Consider the following 18,847-nt stretch of genomic DNA (forward strand, 5'->3'; position numbering starts at 1 on the left):
TCTGCTTTTGATTTAAGTTACTAACAATTAGTCACGCACAAAATTAATGTGGTGCACATGAATATTGTATTTTTCGATGATCACCTTAGTGGCGTGCATGCTTCTAATGCGAGCGTCAGAGTCGAGGGCTTCCGCCATTGCTGACTCACTTTCGTAGCTGTGCTGCATCATAAGTAGCAGGTGTTTATGGCTTTCTGCTTCAATCGCTTCAGGTCTATTAAGCGTTAAACCCTGATTATTCGGAAAAGTACGAATGATCGGTGCGACTTCACTTTCCATGTATTGGTAGAAGTCTTGTTTTTGCTCTTCGGTTAAATCAGCTTCGAAAAATGCGGTGCGAAAAATAGTCATGGTCGCTCCTTATAGCTCAAAGCCAGATTGGTTGGCGATCGATTTCAAGGTTGCTTTCGCTTGTTTGATGTCTTCTAACCAGTGGTCATTTTGAGCCCACATTTCGATCACTAATGGTGCGCTGTAGTCAATGTCTGCCAAGGTCTTGAAAATCGCAGGGAAGTCGACTTGGCCTTCACCAATCACAAGGTCTCGGAACTGACCTTTGCAGGTTTCCGAAACGCGCAGTGTATCTTTTAGATGCACTTGCACTAGGTGGTCACGGCTCAGTTTCAGCTCAGTACAAACATCGTAATTCCAACCAGAGATATTGCCGACATCTGGGTAGGCCATGAAGTAAGGAGATGGAATCTCACGTTTTAGGACTTCAAACTTGCTTAGCGAGTTGAGGTAAGGCGTATCCATGATCTCAACGCCCAGCATGATGCCAGCGCGCTCTGCCATTTTCGTTGCTTGCTTCATGCCATCGATAAAGCGTGCATGTGTTTCAGCTGATTGCGGTTCGTAATACACGTCGTAGCCCGCCATTTGAATACAGCGGATGCCTAGTTTGTATGCAAGAGAGATCGCTTTCTCCATGATGATGAAAGACTCTGTGCGAATCGCTTCATCCATAGAACCGAATGGGAATTTACGGTGTGCGCTTAGACACATTGATTGGAAAGGCATTTGATGCTTTTCACATAGGCGGCGAAGCTCGTAAATTTCTTCGTCTGACCAATCGAGACGTGCACGACGCTCGTCGGTCTCATCGACAGAGATTTCGACAAAGTCGAAGCCTGCGTCTTTAGCATAAATAAAACGTTCTTCCCAAGTGAGAGAAGCTGGCATTGCTTTCTCGTAAATACCTAATCTGAATTTGTTTTTAGAATCAAACATTCTTTTTCCTTAAAAGAGTTGTTGTTCTATACGCGCCGTGATGTCTTGGATTTTGTTGGCAATTTCTTCATAGCCTAACGCTTTCATTTTTGGCGTTAGTGAAGAGACACTTACCGCGTATACAGGGGATTTGTTCTTGTCGAAAATAGGAACAGCAACACAAGAAATGCCCGCTTCGTTCTCTTCATCGTCCAGCGCATAACCGCGAGCTTTGATCTTGTCGAGAACATCGAAAAACTGAGATTTATCGAGAATCGTATTCTCAGTTAATGGCTTCATGGTGCTGACATTGCGCTGCCAGTAGGTTTCACGCACAGCGTCAGAGCTGAACGCTAGGTAGCATTTACCAGCGGCAGAGCAGTACATAGGAGAGTGCAAACCGACGTATGTGCGAGTACGAAACGCGGAATTTACCGGTTCAAACTTATCTTTGAAGATGATGTTATCAGCGTCAAAAGAGAGAAAGTTCACCGTCTCATTCACATCGTCGAGCAGTTCAGAGAGGTAAGGCTTAACAGTGCCAGTCACGTCAGAGTTGATGGCGGCATGCCCTAGCTGAACTAACTTCATTGTTAAGCGATACTCTTTACCTGAGCACATTTGAGCAACATAACCAGAGGCTTCAAACGTTGCCAAAATACGGTGGACAGAAGACTTGTTGATGCCTGTCCCTTCAGACACTTTCTGTAGTGAAACGCCATTAGGATAATTCCCAAGGAATTCCAGAACAGTCAGTGCTTTCGACAACGATTTAATTTGCTCACTCATAAATGTGCTACCAGTGTTTACCTATTTCAGTATGGAAATTTTCAGCAATATCACGTCCATTACTTCCGGCTAAAGCTCGGCCAGCAATAAATGATTTTGCAGTCAGATTCTTAAACAAATGCAGATCGTCAGGCACAATACCACCAGTGATGGATAGTTCAATTCCTATATCCGATAATTTTTGCATTTTTATCAAATCTTCTTCTGTCCAGCTCACTCCAGCAAGCTCGGCATCACGAGAACGGTGGTAAATTGCTTGTGTAATACCCATATCGACCCATGCGCGTGCGTCATCCATTGTCCAGTGGCCGTACAGTTCAATTTGTACTTCGCCGTTAAATTCATCGGTGACTTTCTTCGCTGAGCGGATAGTCTCAATGTGAGCGGCTGCGCTAACGGTTACCCAGTTTGCACCGGCTTCCATTGCTAGGCGGGTTAAAATGGCGCTCGCATCAGTGATTTTCATGTCACACACGATAGTGTGGTTTGGGTACTTTTCTCGCAGGATTCTTACGCTGTCTACGCCGTGAGCAAAGGCCAGAATCGTCCCGACTTCAATCACGTCGAGCTTGTCTGCGACATGCTCAATAGACGCGAGTGCGGTATCAATATCCGTTGCATCAAGCGCCATTTGTAATAAAGGCTTAGATGGTTTTAGTAAGGACTTAGTCATCCATTTCTTCCTCAAATTGTTTAAACAACTGAACCAGTCGTTGGTAGTGCTTGTATTTTTTCTGATATTTTTCGTAGTTTGTTGGGTTCGGCTCAACGCGAGAGGCTGAGTGAGTTACGCTTTGCGTGCACTCCGCGAGAGAAGCAAACTCACCAGCGCCAACCATAGCCATCATGGCTGCGCCAAGTGAGCCTGTTTCATCTACGTCGGAGACTTCAACCGTCATTCCTGTAAGGTCTGCCAGCATTTGCATCCAAACCGGGCTAGAGGCAGGACCGCCAGTCACTTTCAACACATCAGCTTTCGGGAAACGCTGGCGCATACGTTCAAGATGAAGGTTATGGCAGAATAGAATGCCTTCCCAAATCGCTTGAACTAGATGGGCTTTGGTGTGGTGAGACTGTAATCCGTAGAAGCCAGATTTAAGCCCTAAGCCTTGGTTTGAACCATAAAGGAATGGCACGAAGTAGACCGAACTAGATGCCGGGTCTAATGCGTCGACTAATGCTTGATTCTGAATGTGGTCGAGCTTGCCATCTTCACCAAGGTAGTCGGCAAACCACTCATAGTTACCTGCTGAGGTTGGGCTTGCCTCATGAATGATGTATTCCCCATCGACCGCATAGTGGCCATAAACAAAGTTGTACGTCTCTTGAGTGACTTGTTTGGAAATACCCGAGGTGACCGCCCAAGTGCCCATCACATAATTCAAGGTGTCTTCTGATGAATTGATACCAGAGCAGATGGCTGTTGAAACCACATCAAATAGGCCACCAAAGACTGGAGTGCCTAGTGCAAGGCCTGTCTCTTCAGCGATAGCGGCTGTAATTTTGCCCGCTTGCTGTTGAGGTTTTACTACCGGTGGCAACGCGTCCCAGATCTCTTCAATACCAAAGGTTGTCAGCAATGCTTTATCGTACTCGCCAGTAATGGAGTTGAAGAAGTTGCTCTCTGAAATGTTGGTCAGCTCAGCCGCAACTTCACCCGTTAAGCGATAACGTAGGTAGTCGTGCGACATCATGACCGCTCCGATTTGGTCGTAGCGCTGACGGTCGTTCTCTTTGATCCAGCGAATGATCGATACTGGGTGACCTGTCCACAGAGTCTGCAACGTGGTTGGGTAGATCTCTTGTGCTTTGCCTTGCTCTAACCACTCTTTAACAATAGGTAGCGAGCGAGAGTCTGACGACATGATGCCGTGGCCCAAGTTTTTGCCCTGTTTGTCCAGCAAGTAGACACCTTTACCTTGCGCTGAAATGCTTAAGCCTTTGATGGCTGTTGGCTCAACCTGCGTGGTTTCAAGTAGCTGTTTAATCACGGCTACAGCGTTGCCCCACAGCGCGTCTAGGTCGCGTTCTACCCAACCTTGCTTTTCGTTAATGACACTCGCTGAGACACGTGACAAACCTTGCTGTTCGCCTTTGGCATTGAAAAGCGCAGCTTTCATAAAGGTACCGCCAGAATCAATTCCGATGTAGTAATTCATTATTTGGCATCCAATAAATCATTGTGAATTTTTACCACCAACTTTCTAACAAGCGAGCTGTCGTCATTTTCAATGTTGGTGATATGAACGGTATCGGGTGTGAAAAGATAGAACTGTTGCGGTTTGGCATGGATAAAGTTCAGTTCAACCCCTTCGAATTCATAAAACTGCAGATCTCTCTGTTCGTTGTAAGGTTCTGCGAGCTTGTGGTCGCCAGTGTCTTTAGACCATGCCATGATTTCGGAACCTTTAAGTACAATTTGTAGATCTGAGTAGTGCTTGTGTACTTCTGGCTTAAAGCATCCGAGCGGCTCTTTTTGATATTCCAGTACAACGAACCAAGCTTGGTCTGCATCAAAACCAGGTAAGGTATGGCGCCCAATCGCTAGAGCATCAGTATCCAAGCTATTGATATGCTCCAGTACATTTTGAACAGCGACTGGGTAGCTACGGGTAAATTTAGAAGGTTGAGTATTTCCGACTAGCATAAAATTCTCTATTTAAATAAGCGGCTTAAAAGTTCTGCGAGCCTTGTCTTGTCATCGTTATTTTTGTCTGTGACAAGGTCTGCGGTGTTTTTAACGGTGTCGTCGGCATTGTGCATGGCTATACCGAGACCAGCGGCTTGCAGCATTGAGATATCATTGTGGTTATCACCGACAGCGACACATTCTTCAAGGCTAATGCCTAGTGGCTCTATGTAACGAGTAAGCGCATTGCCTTTGCTGTTTCCTTTCGCTGCGAAATCGACGCGATCAATCCAAGAGCGCTCGCCATTAAAGTGGTCTTGGACAAAGGGAAGTTTGGCAAATTGGTCGACTTCTCCCTCGACGACAAACTTCCAAACGAACTCAGACGCAGTGGCTTCATGATGGAAGTTGTCTACTTTCTGTATGTTCGGACGTTTCGCTGGTGGAAAAGTCTTTGACCATTCAAGTAGCGCTTCCATGTATTCGATAGGGCGACTTTTTGAGTAGAGCATGGCGTCACGCACATACATCACCATCTTGAGATCATGCGCTTGAGAAAGCGTGATAAATTCAGCAGCCATCTGTTTGTCGATGGCATTTTCTTTAAGAACGGTATTGGTTTGGTAATCAAAGATATAAGTACCGTTACAGCAAATGATTGGCGTCGATAAACCCAACTGGTCGTAGTAAGGTTTAGCAGCAACATGGTGACGGCCGGTCACTATCACCACATGTGTGTCTTGCGCGATGCTTTTGATTGCGTCGATTAACTCTTGGCTGATGGTGTGTTGAGAGTTGAGCACTGTTCCATCGAGATCGAGAGCTAGAAGCTTATGTTTACCAGACTTGAGCGGTGATGACGTATGCATGTGCGAGGCCTTACTTCTGTCCGTAGTACGAGTTTTTGCCGTGTTTGCGGTTGTAGTGTTTATCTAGCAGTTCTGGTTGAATCGCGACCTCTGGGCTGATTGAGCGAGTTGCGGTTGCCATAGCTGCGATTTCTTCCATCACCACAGCGTTATGGACAGCATCTGAACTATCTTTACCCCAAGTAAACGGTGCGTGACCGGCAATGATCGCGCCAGGCATTGCTTGCGGATCAATATCGCGTTGGTTGAACTCTTCGATGATCACAAGACCAGTGTTTTTTTCGTAATCAGATTCAATTTCTGCTTTGGTAAGGAGTCGAGTACAAGGTACATCGCCGTAGAAGTAGTCAGCATGTGTGGTACCTAGCGCTGGAATGTCTCGGCCTGCTTGCGCCCAAATCGTCGCGTTGCGAGAGTGCGTATGAACAATGCCGCCAATTGATGGAAACGCTTTGTAGAGTTCAATGTGAGTCGCGGTATCGCTAGATGGGTTCATTGTCCCTTCAACACGATTGCCTTCAAGGTCGACAATCACAATGTCGTCTGCCGTCATTACATCGTATTCAACGCCAGAGGGTTTAATCGCAATGACACCACGCTCGCGGTCGATTTCAGAGACGTTACCCCAAGTGAAGGTCACAAGGCCATATTTAGGAAGTTGTAAGTTAGCTGCGAGAACGCGTTCTTTTAATTCTTGGTACATAGTGATTTGCCAATGTTCAATAAGTAGAAATCAGAAGGATGGAAATTAAGGCTGCCTCAGTGGGTAGACTGGACAGCCTTCATCGGTTGATGTGCTTTAGGTTTACTTAGCTGCAACCTTGATCTTGTTGATCATCACATCACCGTTTTTCTCAATGTATGCGTTCCATACGGGTTGAATCGCTTCTTGGAAGGCTTTGCCATCAACGTCGCGGTTAACTTGCATACCGTTTGCTTCAAGCTGAGATATCATTTGCTCCTCTTTCTCTACGCTTAGCTTACGTTGCATTGCGACTGCTTCAGCCGATACTTCTTCGATGATTTTTTGCTCTTCAGCACTTAGTTTGTTGAACTTGCGTAGGTTCATTGTCAGAACCAATGGTGAGTATGCGTGCTGTGTCAGGCTTAGGTACTTTTGTACTTCATCAAACTTGAACGACAGCGTTACTGGAATTGGGTGGTCCTGTGAATCAACAACGCCCGTTTCAAGTGCTGTGTATAGCTCAGAAACTGGTAGCTGTTGTGGGTTAGCACCTAGCTCGTTGAACATATCGTTCAGTGCTTTAGAGCCGTTTACACGCATTTGCAGACCTTCAACATCAGAAGGAACACGAATAGGTTTTTCGTTGTTGGTCATGTTGCGGTAACCGTTCTCTGGGAAACCAAGACCTTTCAGACCGAATTTCTCGAACTTAGTTAGCACTTCTTTACCCGGCTCACCGTCCAGTACTTTGTATGCCGTTTGGCGGTCTGGGAACATGAACGGCAGAGTGAAAGCTGCTGACTCAGGCATCAGGCCGTTGTAGTTGTTCAAACCAACCATCGTTAAATCAACGATGCCAGCACGAGAACCGTCGATCATCTGCTTATCACTACCTAGCTGACCTTGAGGGTATACGTTGACTTTGATTTCGCCATTTGAACGAGCTTCTACTTCTTTCTTAAAGAAAAGAGATAGATCTTGTTGCAGGTCAGACTCAGGTGCAGCGTGTGCAAGCTTTAGAGTTGTTGCAGCAAACGTGTTAGCGCTCATCGCGATGGTTGAAGCAAGTAGAGTCATTTTTAGTAGGGTTTTCATTATTATTTTCTCCGTCGAGGATTAACCAATGACATACGACATTGGCACAGTGATAATGCTAGGGAAGATGACAAACAGTGTGAGTAGGGCCATGTATGCAGCAATGAAGGGTAGTACGCCTTTCACAGCAGTCGACATTGGCACTCGAGCTACACCACACACTACGTTCAGTACGGTGCCTACTGGAGGCGTAATCAGACCAATTGAACAGTTGATAACGAACAATAGGCCAAAGTAAGTTGGGTCGATTCCAGCCATTTTGATAACAGGCATCAGTAGCGGAACCAGAATTAGAATGGTCGGGCTTAAATCCATCACCATGCCAACACACAGAACAAGCAGCATGATTACGGCCATTAGTAGTCGAGGACTATCGACCAGTGGACCTAACATTTCAGCAAGCTGTTGTGGTAATTGAGCGACAGTAATTAGCCAAGCTGCCACCATGGCACAGCCAACCAAGAACATAACCATTGCGGTAGAGCGGCCAGCATTAAGTACAATGTGGTAGAAGCTCTTTAGCGTTAGCTCTTTATAAACAAACGTTGAGATGAAGATTGCGTACGCTGCTGCGACAACCGCCGCTTCTGTGGGAGTAAAGATACCGAAGCGGATACCCACAATGATGATGACAGGCAAGAATAGAGCCCAGATACCATCTTTAAGTGCTGCGCGTTTTTCTGCTTTGGTTGCGCGCTCAGAGGTTGCTAAGTTCTCTTTGCGAACCGTCATGCGCCACACAAACATCAATGTCATACCCATCAATAGGCCAGGAACAATACCGCCTAGGAAAAGGTTTTTAATCGAAATACCGCCAGCAACACCAACTAAGATAAGTGGAATTGAAGGTGGGATAACTGGTGCGATGATGCCACCTGAAGCGAGCAGACCCATTGATGGTGCTTCTGGGTATTTAGCTGCTTTCATCATTGGGTAAAGGATACTTACCAATGCTGCTGCATCTGCTACTGCTGAGCCGGAAAGACCGGCAAGTAGAACCGAAGTCATGATGGCTACGTAACCTAAGCCACCTTGGCGGTGACCAACATACGTAGTAGCTAGTCGAACAATACGTTGTGACAAGCCACCCGACGCCATTACTTCACCGGCAATTAGGAAGAATGGGATTGCGAGTAGCGTAAAGCTGTCGACACCATTAATTAAAGACTGCGCAAGAATGTCCGCACTAAAGAAATCCATGTGCAGCATCAGTGCCATTGAAGACAATAGCAGTGCAAACGCAACAGGAAGACCAAGTAAGATTGAGACAATCAATACCGATAAGAAAATGGCTAACGTCATTATTCTTTCTCCTCTTCTAAGCTATCTAGTTGCCAGTCAGGGTTAAAGATTCGAACAAACGCAATCACACCCATTAACACGCCTGACACCACGCCAGCTAAATAAAATAATGCTGAAGGAAGCCCTGTAAGTTGAGAAATATCTGACCAGTTAGACATCATTTGACGGTATGAACCGATGTAAAGCATGCCGACTGAAACCAGTACTACCACCCAACAAATTCGTCTTAGTACGGGCACTGCTTTAGGAAAAAGTCGTTCAGAAAATTCCGCAACAGCGAGGTGCTCACCTCGGCGCAGCACAACGGCTGCACCGAGCATCACAATCCATACAAGACCAAGGCGAGATAGTTCTACAGAGGGACGAAGACCAGAGGAAAAGCCGTAACGCAGCACTACGTTTGTGAAGACCAGTACAATCATACAAGTCAGAATAACGGCCATGATGACGTCGATACTTTTCCAAATACTCTTAAATACACTTTGCATAAAGCTTTCCCCACCTCAGGCGAATTACAGAGACGTAATTTGGTCCCAGATTCCATCGTTGATTTCAATACCGCCAGCCGCTGCGTGCTTGTCGATGAAGTTCTGAATCTCAGAACCTGCAATCATTACTGAACCTGTTTCTGCTGGCTCTGACGCCAGTACGTAGTCACGGATACGCTTCATCTCTTGTGCGTATTGGCCCTCACCCATTGTTTTGCTGAGGTCAATTGCGATAAGGAATTGTGAAACGCCGAATTCGCCGCCCATGTCTTCTGTTAGGGCTGGAACTGAGTTACCACCAGTGATAGCAGTTAGCATCATGTCTAGCACGATTGCCATTGAAGAGCCTTTCCAGAAGCCCATTGGCAGTAGACGTTTATTTTCCCAAAGCACATGTGGGTCTTTGGTTAGGTTGCCTTCGTTGTCGAAGCCACCCACAACAGGAAGTTCTTTGTCTGCAAGTACGAAGTTTTGCAGTTGGCCATATGAGAATTGTGTCATTGAGCAGTCAACCACGACTGGTGGATCGCCTGCGATCGCCATGATCAGAGGGTTAGAACCAACGCGGTGATCTTTACCACCCCAAGCTGGCATCACTGCGATAGAGTTTGTTGATGCAATACCTGCAAAGCCTTCACGAGCCATTTTCAGAACGTATGCACCGCCACGCATCCAGTGGTTCGAGTTACGCATACCCACCATGCCGATACCGTAGTCACGAGCCAATTCCATTGCACGTTCAGCACAGAGAAGACCGTTCAGTACGCCTGGGCCAAAATTACAATCCCATTGCTCAAGTGCACCCATGCTGTTCACGCATTCTGGCTCTGCGTTAAGCTTGATTTGACCTTTGTCTACTTGATCAATGAACACTGGGAAACGGTTAATACCATGTGAATAAGTACCTTCATTAGCCATTTCAACAAAACCCGCGGCAAGCTTGGTTGCCATCTCTGGTTTCATGTCTCGAGCTAGTAGGATTCGTTCATATTCTTGTTGTAGTTTTTCAGTGGATACTAAAGGCATCTCTGTTCTCCGATAAAGTAAATTCCATAATGCGGAATGAATTATTGTTGAGATTCCAAATTAATACTGTGAGCAAAGTGGCGCTTTATTTTCTTATTAAGTTTTTCTCTAATAACTGTTAACGAGTTAAAAAATGAAATAAAAAGATCTTTGGATTCCGTAATTCGGAACAAAAAGCGTGTCCTCTATCAGGTTTTGATGAATAATTTGGTTGAATTGGGCGTCTTAATGGCGGCAAAAGTGCCAAATAGTGAGTTGACAGCAAACGGTAGTTTTACTGAAGAGGTGAATTGGTGGCTGATTTTCGAGATCCCTGACCGGTTTGCTATGCTCGGAGAGCTTAATGTTTCCTCTTCTATATAGTAACGTTGTTGAGTATCGAATTATTAGAGTGCCTCCCAATGAAAATAGTTATTGCACCAGACTCATTCAAAGAGTCCTTAGACGCTGCTTCTGTGGCAACATGTATTGAAAATGGGTTTCGGGATGTCTTTCCTGACGCGGAATATGTTGCGCTGCCACTGGCGGATGGTGGAGAAGGTACCGTGGATGTTCTTCTGCAGGGATTGTCGGGCGAAAAGTACACCTCCGAAGTGATGGGCCCGCTTGGCAATACAGTCCGTGCGCAATGGGCAATGTTAGAGCCTTCACACAGTAACCCAAAGCGCACTGCTTTAATTGAGATTGCTGCGGCATCTGGTTTGGACTTGGTAACGCCAGAGCAGCGTAACCCAATGCTCGCGACGTCGTTTGGTACTGGGCAGTTGATGCTTGAGGCGATTGAACAAGGTGTGGAGTCAATCATTCTTGGTTTGGGCGGTAGTGCGACCAATGATGGTGGTGCTGGTATTGTTCAAGCGCTGGGTGGCAAACTACTGGATGAGCAGGGCAACGACATTGCGCTGGGTGGATTTGCTCTGTCTCAGTTAGCAACGATTGACCTTTCATACCTAGACGAGCGCTTACGAAACATTGATCTGACAGTCGCTTGTGATGTGGCAAACCCACTGTGTGGTGAAAATGGAGCGAGTCATATCTTTGGTCCACAGAAAGGGGCGTCACCTGAACAAGTAACAACGCTAGATTCCGCACTTCATCATTTCGCGACCGTCGCGATGCAACAACATCCCACTATTGCAAAAAGCGACACCTTAGAAACGTCTGGTTATGGTGCAGCGGGTGGCACGCCAATGGGGCTGAGCCTGCTGTTTGCAATGCAATTAAAGCCGGGTATTGAGATGGTGTTAGACACACTTAACGCCGATGAAGTGTTAAAAGGTGCTTCTCTGGTTATTACCGGCGAGGGGCAGATGGATAACCAAACTCTACAAGGGAAAACGCCTTATGGTATTGCCCTTCGCGCTCAAAAGCAGGGCGTACCTACGATAGGTATCGCAGGGTCGTTAGGCAGCGAAGTTGATGAGCTTTATTCGGCCATGACGTCTCTTTTTGGAACGGTGCGGTCACCGCAACCTCTTAGCCAAGTTCTCGAAGAGGCAGAAGCTAACCTTACCCGCACGGCTAGGAATATTGCTGCGACATTAAAATTAGGTCACTCCATCCTAAGCTAATATCCTTAATCAATTAGCTAAACTTGATATTACCGCTGGTGGTTATTCCGGCGGTATCTTCAATGATAGATTTCACCTATCGAATCTATAAATTTATCCCATTATCATTTGTAGCCAGTGAGTCTTACTATTTCTGCATCAGTTTTAAAGTAGTAATAGAGTAGATAGATGAGTAAGAAAGCACTGATTGTAGAAGGCGGCGCAATGCGCGGTATTTTCGCGGCGGGTGTATTAGATGCATTCATGGCGGAAGAGTTTAAACCGTACGATTTTGCAATCGGTGTGTCAGCCGGCGTCTCTAACCTGATCGGTTACTTGTCGCATGCCCCTCGTCGCAGCCTCGATGTCATCACTACCATGGCGACAGACAAAGCATTCTTTAATCCAGCTCGCTTTGCCAAAGGCGGCAACTTGGTGGATGTGAAATGGTTGTGGGAAGAGTCCAACTTACGTTATCCACTGGATTACAGCCGACTGTTTGGTGGCATTCCGTTTTACGCTGCGGTAACGAACGTAGAGACAGGTAATGCTAACTACTACCAAATCCAACCAGAAAATCTATCCAATGTCGTAGAGGCGACCACTGCATTGCCGATCGCTTATCGCGAAACACCGTGTTTTTCAGGAGGCTGTTATACCGATGGTGGCGTAGCGGATTCTATTCCAGTCAGAGAAGCCTATCGTCGCGGCGCGCGTGATATTACAGTGATTTTGTCGCACCCGTTGAGTTATCAAATGAAGCCGCAAAAGTATCAGTGGGTGATCAAAAAGCTGCTTTCCAAATACCCAAACATTGCAGAATCGATGGCAGTGCGAGCGGAAAACTACAACCAATCTCTCGAGTTTATTCGTAACCCACCAAAGGATGCGAAAATCAAAGTGATCGCCCCACCAGAGAACTTCGGAGTAAAAAGGTTGACCATGGATCAGTCAATATTGAGTGACGGGTACCAAATGGGTATCGATGCAGGTAATGAACATTTAGCGATTCGAAATGGAATCCATGGCTTGGATACTGAGAACTGCCACTTCTGTATTTAGTCGTCGATTTCTAACCACGAGCCTGTGTATTAGGCTCGTGGTAATGAGTTGGCGCTGATTACTTACAATTCAATAAGTTCGTTGCCACTTTTCTCATTGCCAAAGTAAGCGGTAATGCTACCGAGAGTAGTGTTGGCAATATTTGCTAAGGCATCTTTTGTCAGAAACGCTTGATGGCCTGTAAATAGCACGTTGTGACAAGCGGATAAACGGCGGAACACGTCGTCGACAATCACATCGTTAGATTTGTCTTGGAAGAACAGCTCTTTCTCATTGTCATATACATCAAGGCCTAATGCGCCAATCTTACTCTGTTTTAGCGCCTCAATAGCAGCCGTTGAATCAAGTAACTCACCACGGCTAGTGTTTACGATCATCACCCCATCTTTCATTTTGCTAAACGCTTGGGCGTCAAGTAGGTGGTAGTTCTCTTTACTCATCGGGCAGTGCAGAGAAATCACATCTGAGTTTTGGTAAAGCTCATCCAGCTCAACGTATTTTGCACCTAACTCTTCAGCAAGTGGGTTAGGGTATGGGTCGTAACATAGGATGTTCATTCCCAAACCTTTGAGGATGCGCATTGTTGCTAGGCCAATTTTACCGGAACCAATCACGCCAACGGTTTTTCCATAGAAGTTGAAACCAACCAGACCTTCAAGTGAGAAGTTTGCATCACGGGTGCGTTGATACGCTTTGTGCAGTTTGCGGTTCAGACACATCATCATCCCGACTGTGTGCTCAGCCACTGACTCTGGTGAGTAAGCAGGAACGCGAACGACCTGAAGGCCAAGCTCTTTTGCTGCCTCTAGGTCTACTTTGTCAAAACCTGCACAGCGCATTGCAATTAGCTTGGTACCACCTTGAGCCAATACTTCGAGAACGTCACGAGACAAGTCATCGTTTACAAAAGCACAAACCGCTTCGCAGTCGTGAGCCATTTTTGCGGTTGTGGTTGTTAGGCGGAAATCGTGGAAATGAAACTCGGCTTGGAGTTCTCCCTTCGCCAATGTAAATGATTTTTCGTCGTATGATTTTGAGCTAAAAAAAGCAATGTTGAGCATGGCTTCCTCTCTTACCTTAAACATCAATAATAAGTATCAAAATGAGCAATTTACGCAGTGTGCGCCACTTTAGATGTGTTGTCTATCATGATTAGTCATTGTTTTCATTATGGTTATTTCATTCTACCAGTAGTTTTCGCTGCTGAACTGTCCGGGCTTACGACGTAGGTGTTTTTCTAATCCAAGTTGATTTAAGGCTGCACTGGCGTCACGAACCATTTCTGGATTGCCGCAAAGATAGAAGAAACTACGCTCTTTATTGACAGTGACAGACGTGGCTTGCTCAAGGTCGCCTCCAAGTAACAAACTTGGGATTCGTCCGCGCAAAGCTCCGGTAACGGATTCTCTTGAAATAATTGGCACATAATGGAGTGCTCCTTGAAAGTGTTGGATGAATGTTTGAATGCGCTCTTGATAAGTCAGATCAGCCTGAGTTCTCACCGCGTGCACTAGGACAAGGTGTTCAAATGGCAGAGCGGACTTCTGTAATTGCAGTTGTTGTAGAAGTGAGAGAAAGGGACCGATTGCTGTGCCTGTTGACAGCATCCATAGGTCTTTGGTGGTCGCTGGAATCTCTTCGAGAGTCATAAACCCACTTGGATCTCGTCCAACAAATACCTCATCGCCTTGCTGCAGTTGGTGGAGCTTGGGTGAAAGCTGACCATCTGAATCTTTAACGATTAAAAACTCCAAATGCTGATAGCCATTTTGGTGTGATGGGGCGTTTACCATCGAGTAGGCACGTCGAACCAACTCCTCTTGTTCAGTCACAAGCCCCAACTTGGTAAATTGCCCTGCGATGTAATGCGAAACGGGTGCTTTTACTTCAAGTGAGAAAAGCTGGTGGTTCCAATCTGTTCTCGCGGTCACGGTCCCTGAAACTAAGCCATGCGGAATTTCTGTCATAGTCTTGTTCTCCTATTGAGTGCCTCTATACCAAGGCTCTAATAAGCATAATCAAAGAGTCTGACTTAATATTAGCAGGTTACGTGCCAATAATGAGAATTGTTATCATATGGGGTTGGGGAGATAAGTTGGTTGGAAAAATGAGTATATATGACTCATTAATAATTGAGTCTTTAGGGTGTTATTGTGTCTATATGACTCTTATATCTTCGAATCTCTGATCGCTTTAGCTAACTTCTTCGAACCTTGAGTGCAAATTAGGTCATCAAGGCGGATCGTTTTGTTTGGCGTTTTAGAATTGAAGGGTTTGGTTTTGGTTGCGATTTTACAGCTGGGGCAAGCAGGGTTAGTGAGTATCGATCTGGGTTGCTTAAAGACAATGTGATTGCAGCTAGGGCAAAGCAGTGAAATCTTAGTGGTTTGATTTTGGTAGTGGTAGCTGTCGGTAAATTGATAGCCAAACTCTATAGCCACTTGTTCGATTTCACGCTGAGATTTGGCGCTTCTTCTAATAACGGGTTTGATCGAAAGTAAGTATTGTTCAAAGTCAGAATCAGAGAGCTGGTATAGAGTTTTCATGAGCGTGTTTCGATAGCGATAACGGTGTTTGAATTAGGACGTTGAGTATCATAACAAGAGGGTTTGTTGTCTGGCGTAATGGCGTGTAAGCGAGGTAAGGGAAGTTAAGCCAAAGAGTTTTGGCAAAATAATTCACATAGAAAAGGCACAACTGATTTGAATGAGATAATGGTTCTGTATTCACTTAGTTTTCAGTATCTATGCAAAAAGCCACCAGTTTGATGCTGGTGGCTACCTATTTCTAGGACTTTTCGAAATATTCAGTTCAATAAACAAGAGTTCAGTGAACTTTGATGAATACTATATTCTGCACTTATAAAAATAAAGAATAGAAAAGTAAAGAATGTAAATGAGATGAATTATCATTCGCATCGTGTATTATGCACCGCTCTTGTTGTTGTTTATAAAATATAAGTACCATTATGAAACTGAAGTCACTTTCTGCAGCGGTTATTGTTGCACTCGCCTCTTTTTCTGCCCAATCAGCAGATGAAACCATTGTTGTTGTCGGTTCTGCCCTAGATCAACACGTTCAGACTGAGATCAACTCAGAGACTCTAGAACAGAAACAAGCGTCAGATATCAAAGATGTTCTAAATACCATGCCGAGCGTAACGGTTGATGGTAACGCGCGTTACTCTCGTAAAGTCTTCATCCGTGGTATGGAAGATAAATTCTCAGTCGTAACCATTGATGGTGCACGTCAAGAAGGTCAGCTGTTTCACCACTCGGGCGATCAAACCTTTGACCCTGCAATGCTGAAATCAGCGGAAATTACCCTAGGCGGCAACTCTGTACTTTCTGGTGCAGGTGCGATTAACGGCTCATTCAGCTACGAAACAAAAGATCCGAGTGACTTACTGCGTGGTGATGAAACAGTTGGCGCACGCGTTAAAACGGGCTACCAAACGGCTTACGAGCGTTTCACAACTAACGTGGCGGTTTACGCGAAACTGAACGACAAGCTTCAGTTCATGGGTATCGCTAACTACTTTGAAGACGGTGACTTACATATCCCAGGTGAGGACGATGTTACATCTAAGCAAGGTGAACTAAAGTCTGGTTTGGCTAAAGTGGTATTTATTCCAAATGACGCGAACGAATTTAAGCTGACGTTCAATAAATACGAAGATGGTGGTAAGCGTCAGTTATCAGGCGAAAAAGCAGGTGCGCTATATGCAGATAATGAGCACAACTATCATGCAATCAGCCGTGACACAGTGACATTGAACCACCACTATGACAACGGCAGTGATCTTGTAAACCTAAAGACAGACCTATACTACAATCGCCAGTACATGGACCGTGACGCTCTAACTGAAGATTACGGTAATTGGGACAATTCATCAGGCAGTTGGGTGTTTACTAAAGACGGCGAACTGTCTATTCCAGATCGTGAATACAATGTGACGACCATTGGGGGTGATATCCGCAACATCTCATGGGTAGGTGAGCACGAGCTGACTTATGGTGTTGAAGGTTATAAAGCGAAACAGTGGATTGATTCTGGTCTCGGTACTTACACATCTGGCTCAAAAGCGGGTGAAACTAAGAACTACGACATGGATGGTGGCACGGTTACCGCTTATGGTATCTATGCTCAAGACGCTTTTGAAATCAGTGACTTCCGCTTTGTTACCGGTCTTCGCTATGACATTCATAAGCTAGGTGGTGTGTTCTCTGGTAAGTATGATCAGCTATCACCTAAGTTCCAAGGTGAGCATCAAACAACAGATAACCTAAGACTGCGTGTGGGTTACGGCCGTCTATTCAAAGGTGCAGCTCTTCCTGAAACGCTAACCATGAAAGCTGCGAGTGATGTAAAGCAAGCCGATACCAAAGCAATGACAGGTAACAACTACGAAGCGGGCTTCGATTACGACCTGTCTGATTTGTTGGCAGCGGATCATGCAATTCTAGGTTTCACTGCGTACCAGTACGATCTTGATAACCAGATGCACCCAACCAAAAACAACACAACGTTGATAAACCAGTACGATGTTGAAGTATGGGGTGTCGAAACCGTGTTTACGTACAGCATCGATGACTTCGCTCTGTATGCGAACCACTCATTCTCTGACGGTGATCAAACCAGCTTGAAAGATGGCACTACAAGCCACATGAACAAAACCGGCATCCACAACATTAAAACGGGCTTTAATTACAGCCTGTCTAATGAGCTAGTGTTTGGTTGGGATGCGCGTTTCGTACCGGGTAATGATTATACGGACGCAAAAGGCGTGAAGATTGAGCGTGCTGGCTTCGGTACTCACAATATTTGGGCGGCTTACGTGCCAGATTTTGCGAAAGATCTATCGGTTAACCTTGCTGTCGATAACCTATTCGATAAGAAGTACGCAGAGCACACGGGCTTTGGTATCTCTTGGGGGTCTGAGAAGTACACCAGCTACGAAGCCGGTCGTAACTTCAAAGCGTCTGTTGCTTACAGCTTCTAAAAAAACAGAAACTGCCTAGAACAAACCTCGCAATACGCGGGGTTTGTTTTTTTGAGTTCATTATTTTGCCGACGGTGCGGTCAAATCATTTAAACTTAACTCCTATGACCACCTGTTCAAATGTGTCATAAATATTTCAATCGGTAGATAGAGGTGCAATGAAAAAGGTATAATATCCGCTCCTGTTTTATACCGAATCTTGTTAAGTTACTGTTTATCAATATGTTAGATATCCTCCGTTTAGTCATCAGTGTTACCTTGGTGACTATCAACACTGCCGTCATAACGGTGCTGATCTCATTGTTCGCCCTGATCAAACTGCTCATTCCTTTACCCCAAGTGACCACTTTTTCAAACCGTTGTTCTGATGCGGTATTTTGGCTATGGGCTACGGTGAATCTCGGCATCCTGTCTTCAATGAATCGTATAGACTGGCAAATTGAGGGAGGTGAGGAACTGTCAAAAGAGCAGTGGTATTTGATGATGTCGAATCATCGCAGTTGGGCAGACATCGTGGTTTTGGCCTCTGTTATGAAAGACAGAATGCCAATGCCGAAGTTCTTTCTAAAGCATGATCTTCTCTACGTCCCTTTTGTTGGTTTGGCATGTTGGGGTTTAGATATGCCATTTATGAGAAGACACTCGCGCGAGTTTTTGCTGAAACATCCAGAGCGTCGTAATGACGACTTCAATGCGATTCAGAAGTCTTGTCAGAAGTTTCAAAATAACCCGACGACGGTGGTGAACTTCGTGGAAGGCACGCGAGTAAATGCGGGTAAATTGGCGACAGTGAAAACACCTTACCAACATCTACTGAAGCCCAAAACGGGTGGCGTGGCATTTGCCCTTTCTAATATGGGCCACATGCTCAATGGGGTCGTTGATGTAACACTGGCTTATCCAGAGAATCAAGAATCACCATTTGAAGATATGCTTAAAGGCAAGATGACTAAGATTGTTGTGCGAATCAAAGTGCACCCGATGGATGAAAACCTAGATGGTAACTACTTCGAAGATAAAGCCTTCAAGCGCCGTTTCCACGGTTGGCTCAATGGTACCTGGGAAGAGAAAGACCAGTACCTTGATGGCGTGTATACCAGTAAGCAATAGTCAATATTATTGATAGCTAAATACGAGAAAG

At 45.4% G+C, this 18,847-nt stretch carries 19 protein-coding genes; 4 read left to right on the plus strand and 15 right to left on the minus strand.

The window, feature by feature from the left end:
* Positions 1–27 precede the first annotated feature (27 nt).
* From L1D60_RS02290 to yiaK, 12 genes are all read right to left on the minus strand, one after another.
* Positions 28–351 (minus strand): hypothetical protein, encoded by a 324-nt coding sequence (locus L1D60_RS02290; RefSeq protein WP_239839551.1) that lies wholly within the window; start codon positions 349–351, stop codon positions 28–30.
* Between the two features lie 9 nt (positions 352–360).
* Positions 361–1,230: an L-ribulose-5-phosphate 3-epimerase gene (locus tag L1D60_RS02295; RefSeq protein ID WP_239839552.1), complete on the minus strand. Its 870-nt coding sequence runs from the start codon at positions 1,228–1,230 to the stop codon at positions 361–363.
* A 9-nt stretch (positions 1,231–1,239) separates the two neighbouring features.
* A complete protein-coding gene (locus L1D60_RS02300) occupies positions 1,240–1,998 on the minus strand; it encodes an IclR family transcriptional regulator (protein ID WP_239839553.1) in 759 nt (252 codons plus the stop codon).
* A gap of 7 nt (positions 1,999–2,005) precedes the next feature.
* Positions 2,006–2,671: a 3-keto-L-gulonate-6-phosphate decarboxylase UlaD gene (locus L1D60_RS02305; protein WP_239839554.1), complete on the minus strand. Its 666-nt coding sequence runs from the start codon at positions 2,669–2,671 to the stop codon at positions 2,006–2,008.
* Positions 2,664–4,157, minus strand: a complete 1,494-nt coding sequence (locus L1D60_RS02310; protein WP_239839555.1) for an FGGY-family carbohydrate kinase — start codon at positions 4,155–4,157, stop codon at positions 2,664–2,666. Before L1D60_RS02310 ends, L1D60_RS02305 begins: the two co-directional genes overlap by 8 nt.
* Positions 4,157–4,645, minus strand: a complete 489-nt coding sequence (locus L1D60_RS02315; protein WP_239839556.1) for a YhcH/YjgK/YiaL family protein — start codon at positions 4,643–4,645, stop codon at positions 4,157–4,159. The genes L1D60_RS02310 and L1D60_RS02315 overlap by 1 nt, the downstream gene beginning before the upstream one ends.
* Before the next feature lie 8 nt (positions 4,646–4,653).
* A complete protein-coding gene (locus L1D60_RS02320; protein WP_239839557.1) occupies positions 4,654–5,496 on the minus strand; it encodes a Cof-type HAD-IIB family hydrolase in 843 nt (280 codons plus the stop codon).
* 10 nt (positions 5,497–5,506) lie between these two features.
* Positions 5,507–6,199, minus strand: coding sequence for an L-ribulose-5-phosphate 4-epimerase (locus L1D60_RS02325; RefSeq protein ID WP_239839558.1), 693 nt, complete (start codon positions 6,197–6,199; stop codon positions 5,507–5,509).
* A gap of 102 nt (positions 6,200–6,301) precedes the next feature.
* Positions 6,302–7,276: a DctP family TRAP transporter solute-binding subunit gene (locus tag L1D60_RS02330; RefSeq protein WP_171368936.1), complete on the minus strand. Its 975-nt coding sequence runs from the start codon at positions 7,274–7,276 to the stop codon at positions 6,302–6,304.
* A gap of 21 nt (positions 7,277–7,297) precedes the next feature.
* A complete protein-coding gene (locus tag L1D60_RS02335; protein WP_061032108.1) occupies positions 7,298–8,578 on the minus strand; it encodes a TRAP transporter large permease subunit in 1,281 nt (426 codons plus the stop codon).
* A complete protein-coding gene (locus L1D60_RS02340) occupies positions 8,578–9,066 on the minus strand; it encodes a TRAP transporter small permease (protein ID WP_116871241.1) in 489 nt (162 codons plus the stop codon). Before L1D60_RS02340 ends, L1D60_RS02335 begins: the two co-directional genes overlap by 1 nt.
* A gap of 24 nt (positions 9,067–9,090) precedes the next feature.
* Positions 9,091–10,092 carry a 3-dehydro-L-gulonate 2-dehydrogenase gene (gene yiaK, locus L1D60_RS02345; protein ID WP_239839559.1) on the minus strand — a complete coding sequence of 334 codons (1,002 nt, stop codon included), beginning with the start codon at positions 10,090–10,092 and terminating at the stop codon, positions 9,091–9,093.
* A 401-nt stretch (positions 10,093–10,493) separates the two neighbouring features.
* On the opposite strand from yiaK, the gene L1D60_RS02350 reads away from it, so the two are divergent.
* On the plus strand, positions 10,494–11,663 hold the full coding sequence (locus L1D60_RS02350) for a glycerate kinase (RefSeq protein ID WP_239839560.1): 1,170 nt from the start codon (positions 10,494–10,496) through the stop codon (positions 11,661–11,663).
* 168 nt (positions 11,664–11,831) lie between these two features.
* Complete coding sequence (locus tag L1D60_RS02355) at positions 11,832–12,704, plus strand: patatin family protein (RefSeq protein ID WP_239839561.1); 873 nt, start codon at positions 11,832–11,834, stop codon at positions 12,702–12,704.
* Positions 12,705–12,766: 62 nt separating this feature from the next.
* Here L1D60_RS02355 and L1D60_RS02360 read toward each other — a convergent pair whose 3' ends face one another.
* From L1D60_RS02360 to L1D60_RS02370, 3 genes are all read right to left on the minus strand, one after another.
* A complete protein-coding gene (locus tag L1D60_RS02360; RefSeq protein ID WP_239839562.1) occupies positions 12,767–13,765 on the minus strand; it encodes a 2-hydroxyacid dehydrogenase in 999 nt (332 codons plus the stop codon).
* A gap of 123 nt (positions 13,766–13,888) precedes the next feature.
* Complete coding sequence (locus tag L1D60_RS02365; RefSeq protein WP_239839563.1) at positions 13,889–14,671, minus strand: ferredoxin--NADP reductase; 783 nt, start codon at positions 14,669–14,671, stop codon at positions 13,889–13,891.
* Positions 14,672–14,872: 201 nt separating this feature from the next.
* Positions 14,873–15,250, minus strand: coding sequence for a hypothetical protein (locus L1D60_RS02370; protein WP_239839564.1), 378 nt, complete (start codon positions 15,248–15,250; stop codon positions 14,873–14,875).
* A gap of 422 nt (positions 15,251–15,672) precedes the next feature.
* On the opposite strand from L1D60_RS02370, the gene L1D60_RS02375 reads away from it, so the two are divergent.
* Complete coding sequence (locus tag L1D60_RS02375) at positions 15,673–17,706, plus strand: TonB-dependent receptor (protein WP_239839565.1); 2,034 nt, start codon at positions 15,673–15,675, stop codon at positions 17,704–17,706.
* Positions 17,707–17,928: 222 nt separating this feature from the next.
* Positions 17,929–18,816 (plus strand): acyltransferase, encoded by an 888-nt coding sequence (locus tag L1D60_RS02380; protein WP_239839566.1) that lies wholly within the window; start codon positions 17,929–17,931, stop codon positions 18,814–18,816.
* The last annotated feature ends 31 nt before the right edge of the window (positions 18,817–18,847 follow it).

This window comes from Vibrio sp. Isolate30 (assembly GCF_022397975.1).
GTDB lineage: Bacteria > Pseudomonadota > Gammaproteobacteria > Enterobacterales > Vibrionaceae > Vibrio > Vibrio fortis.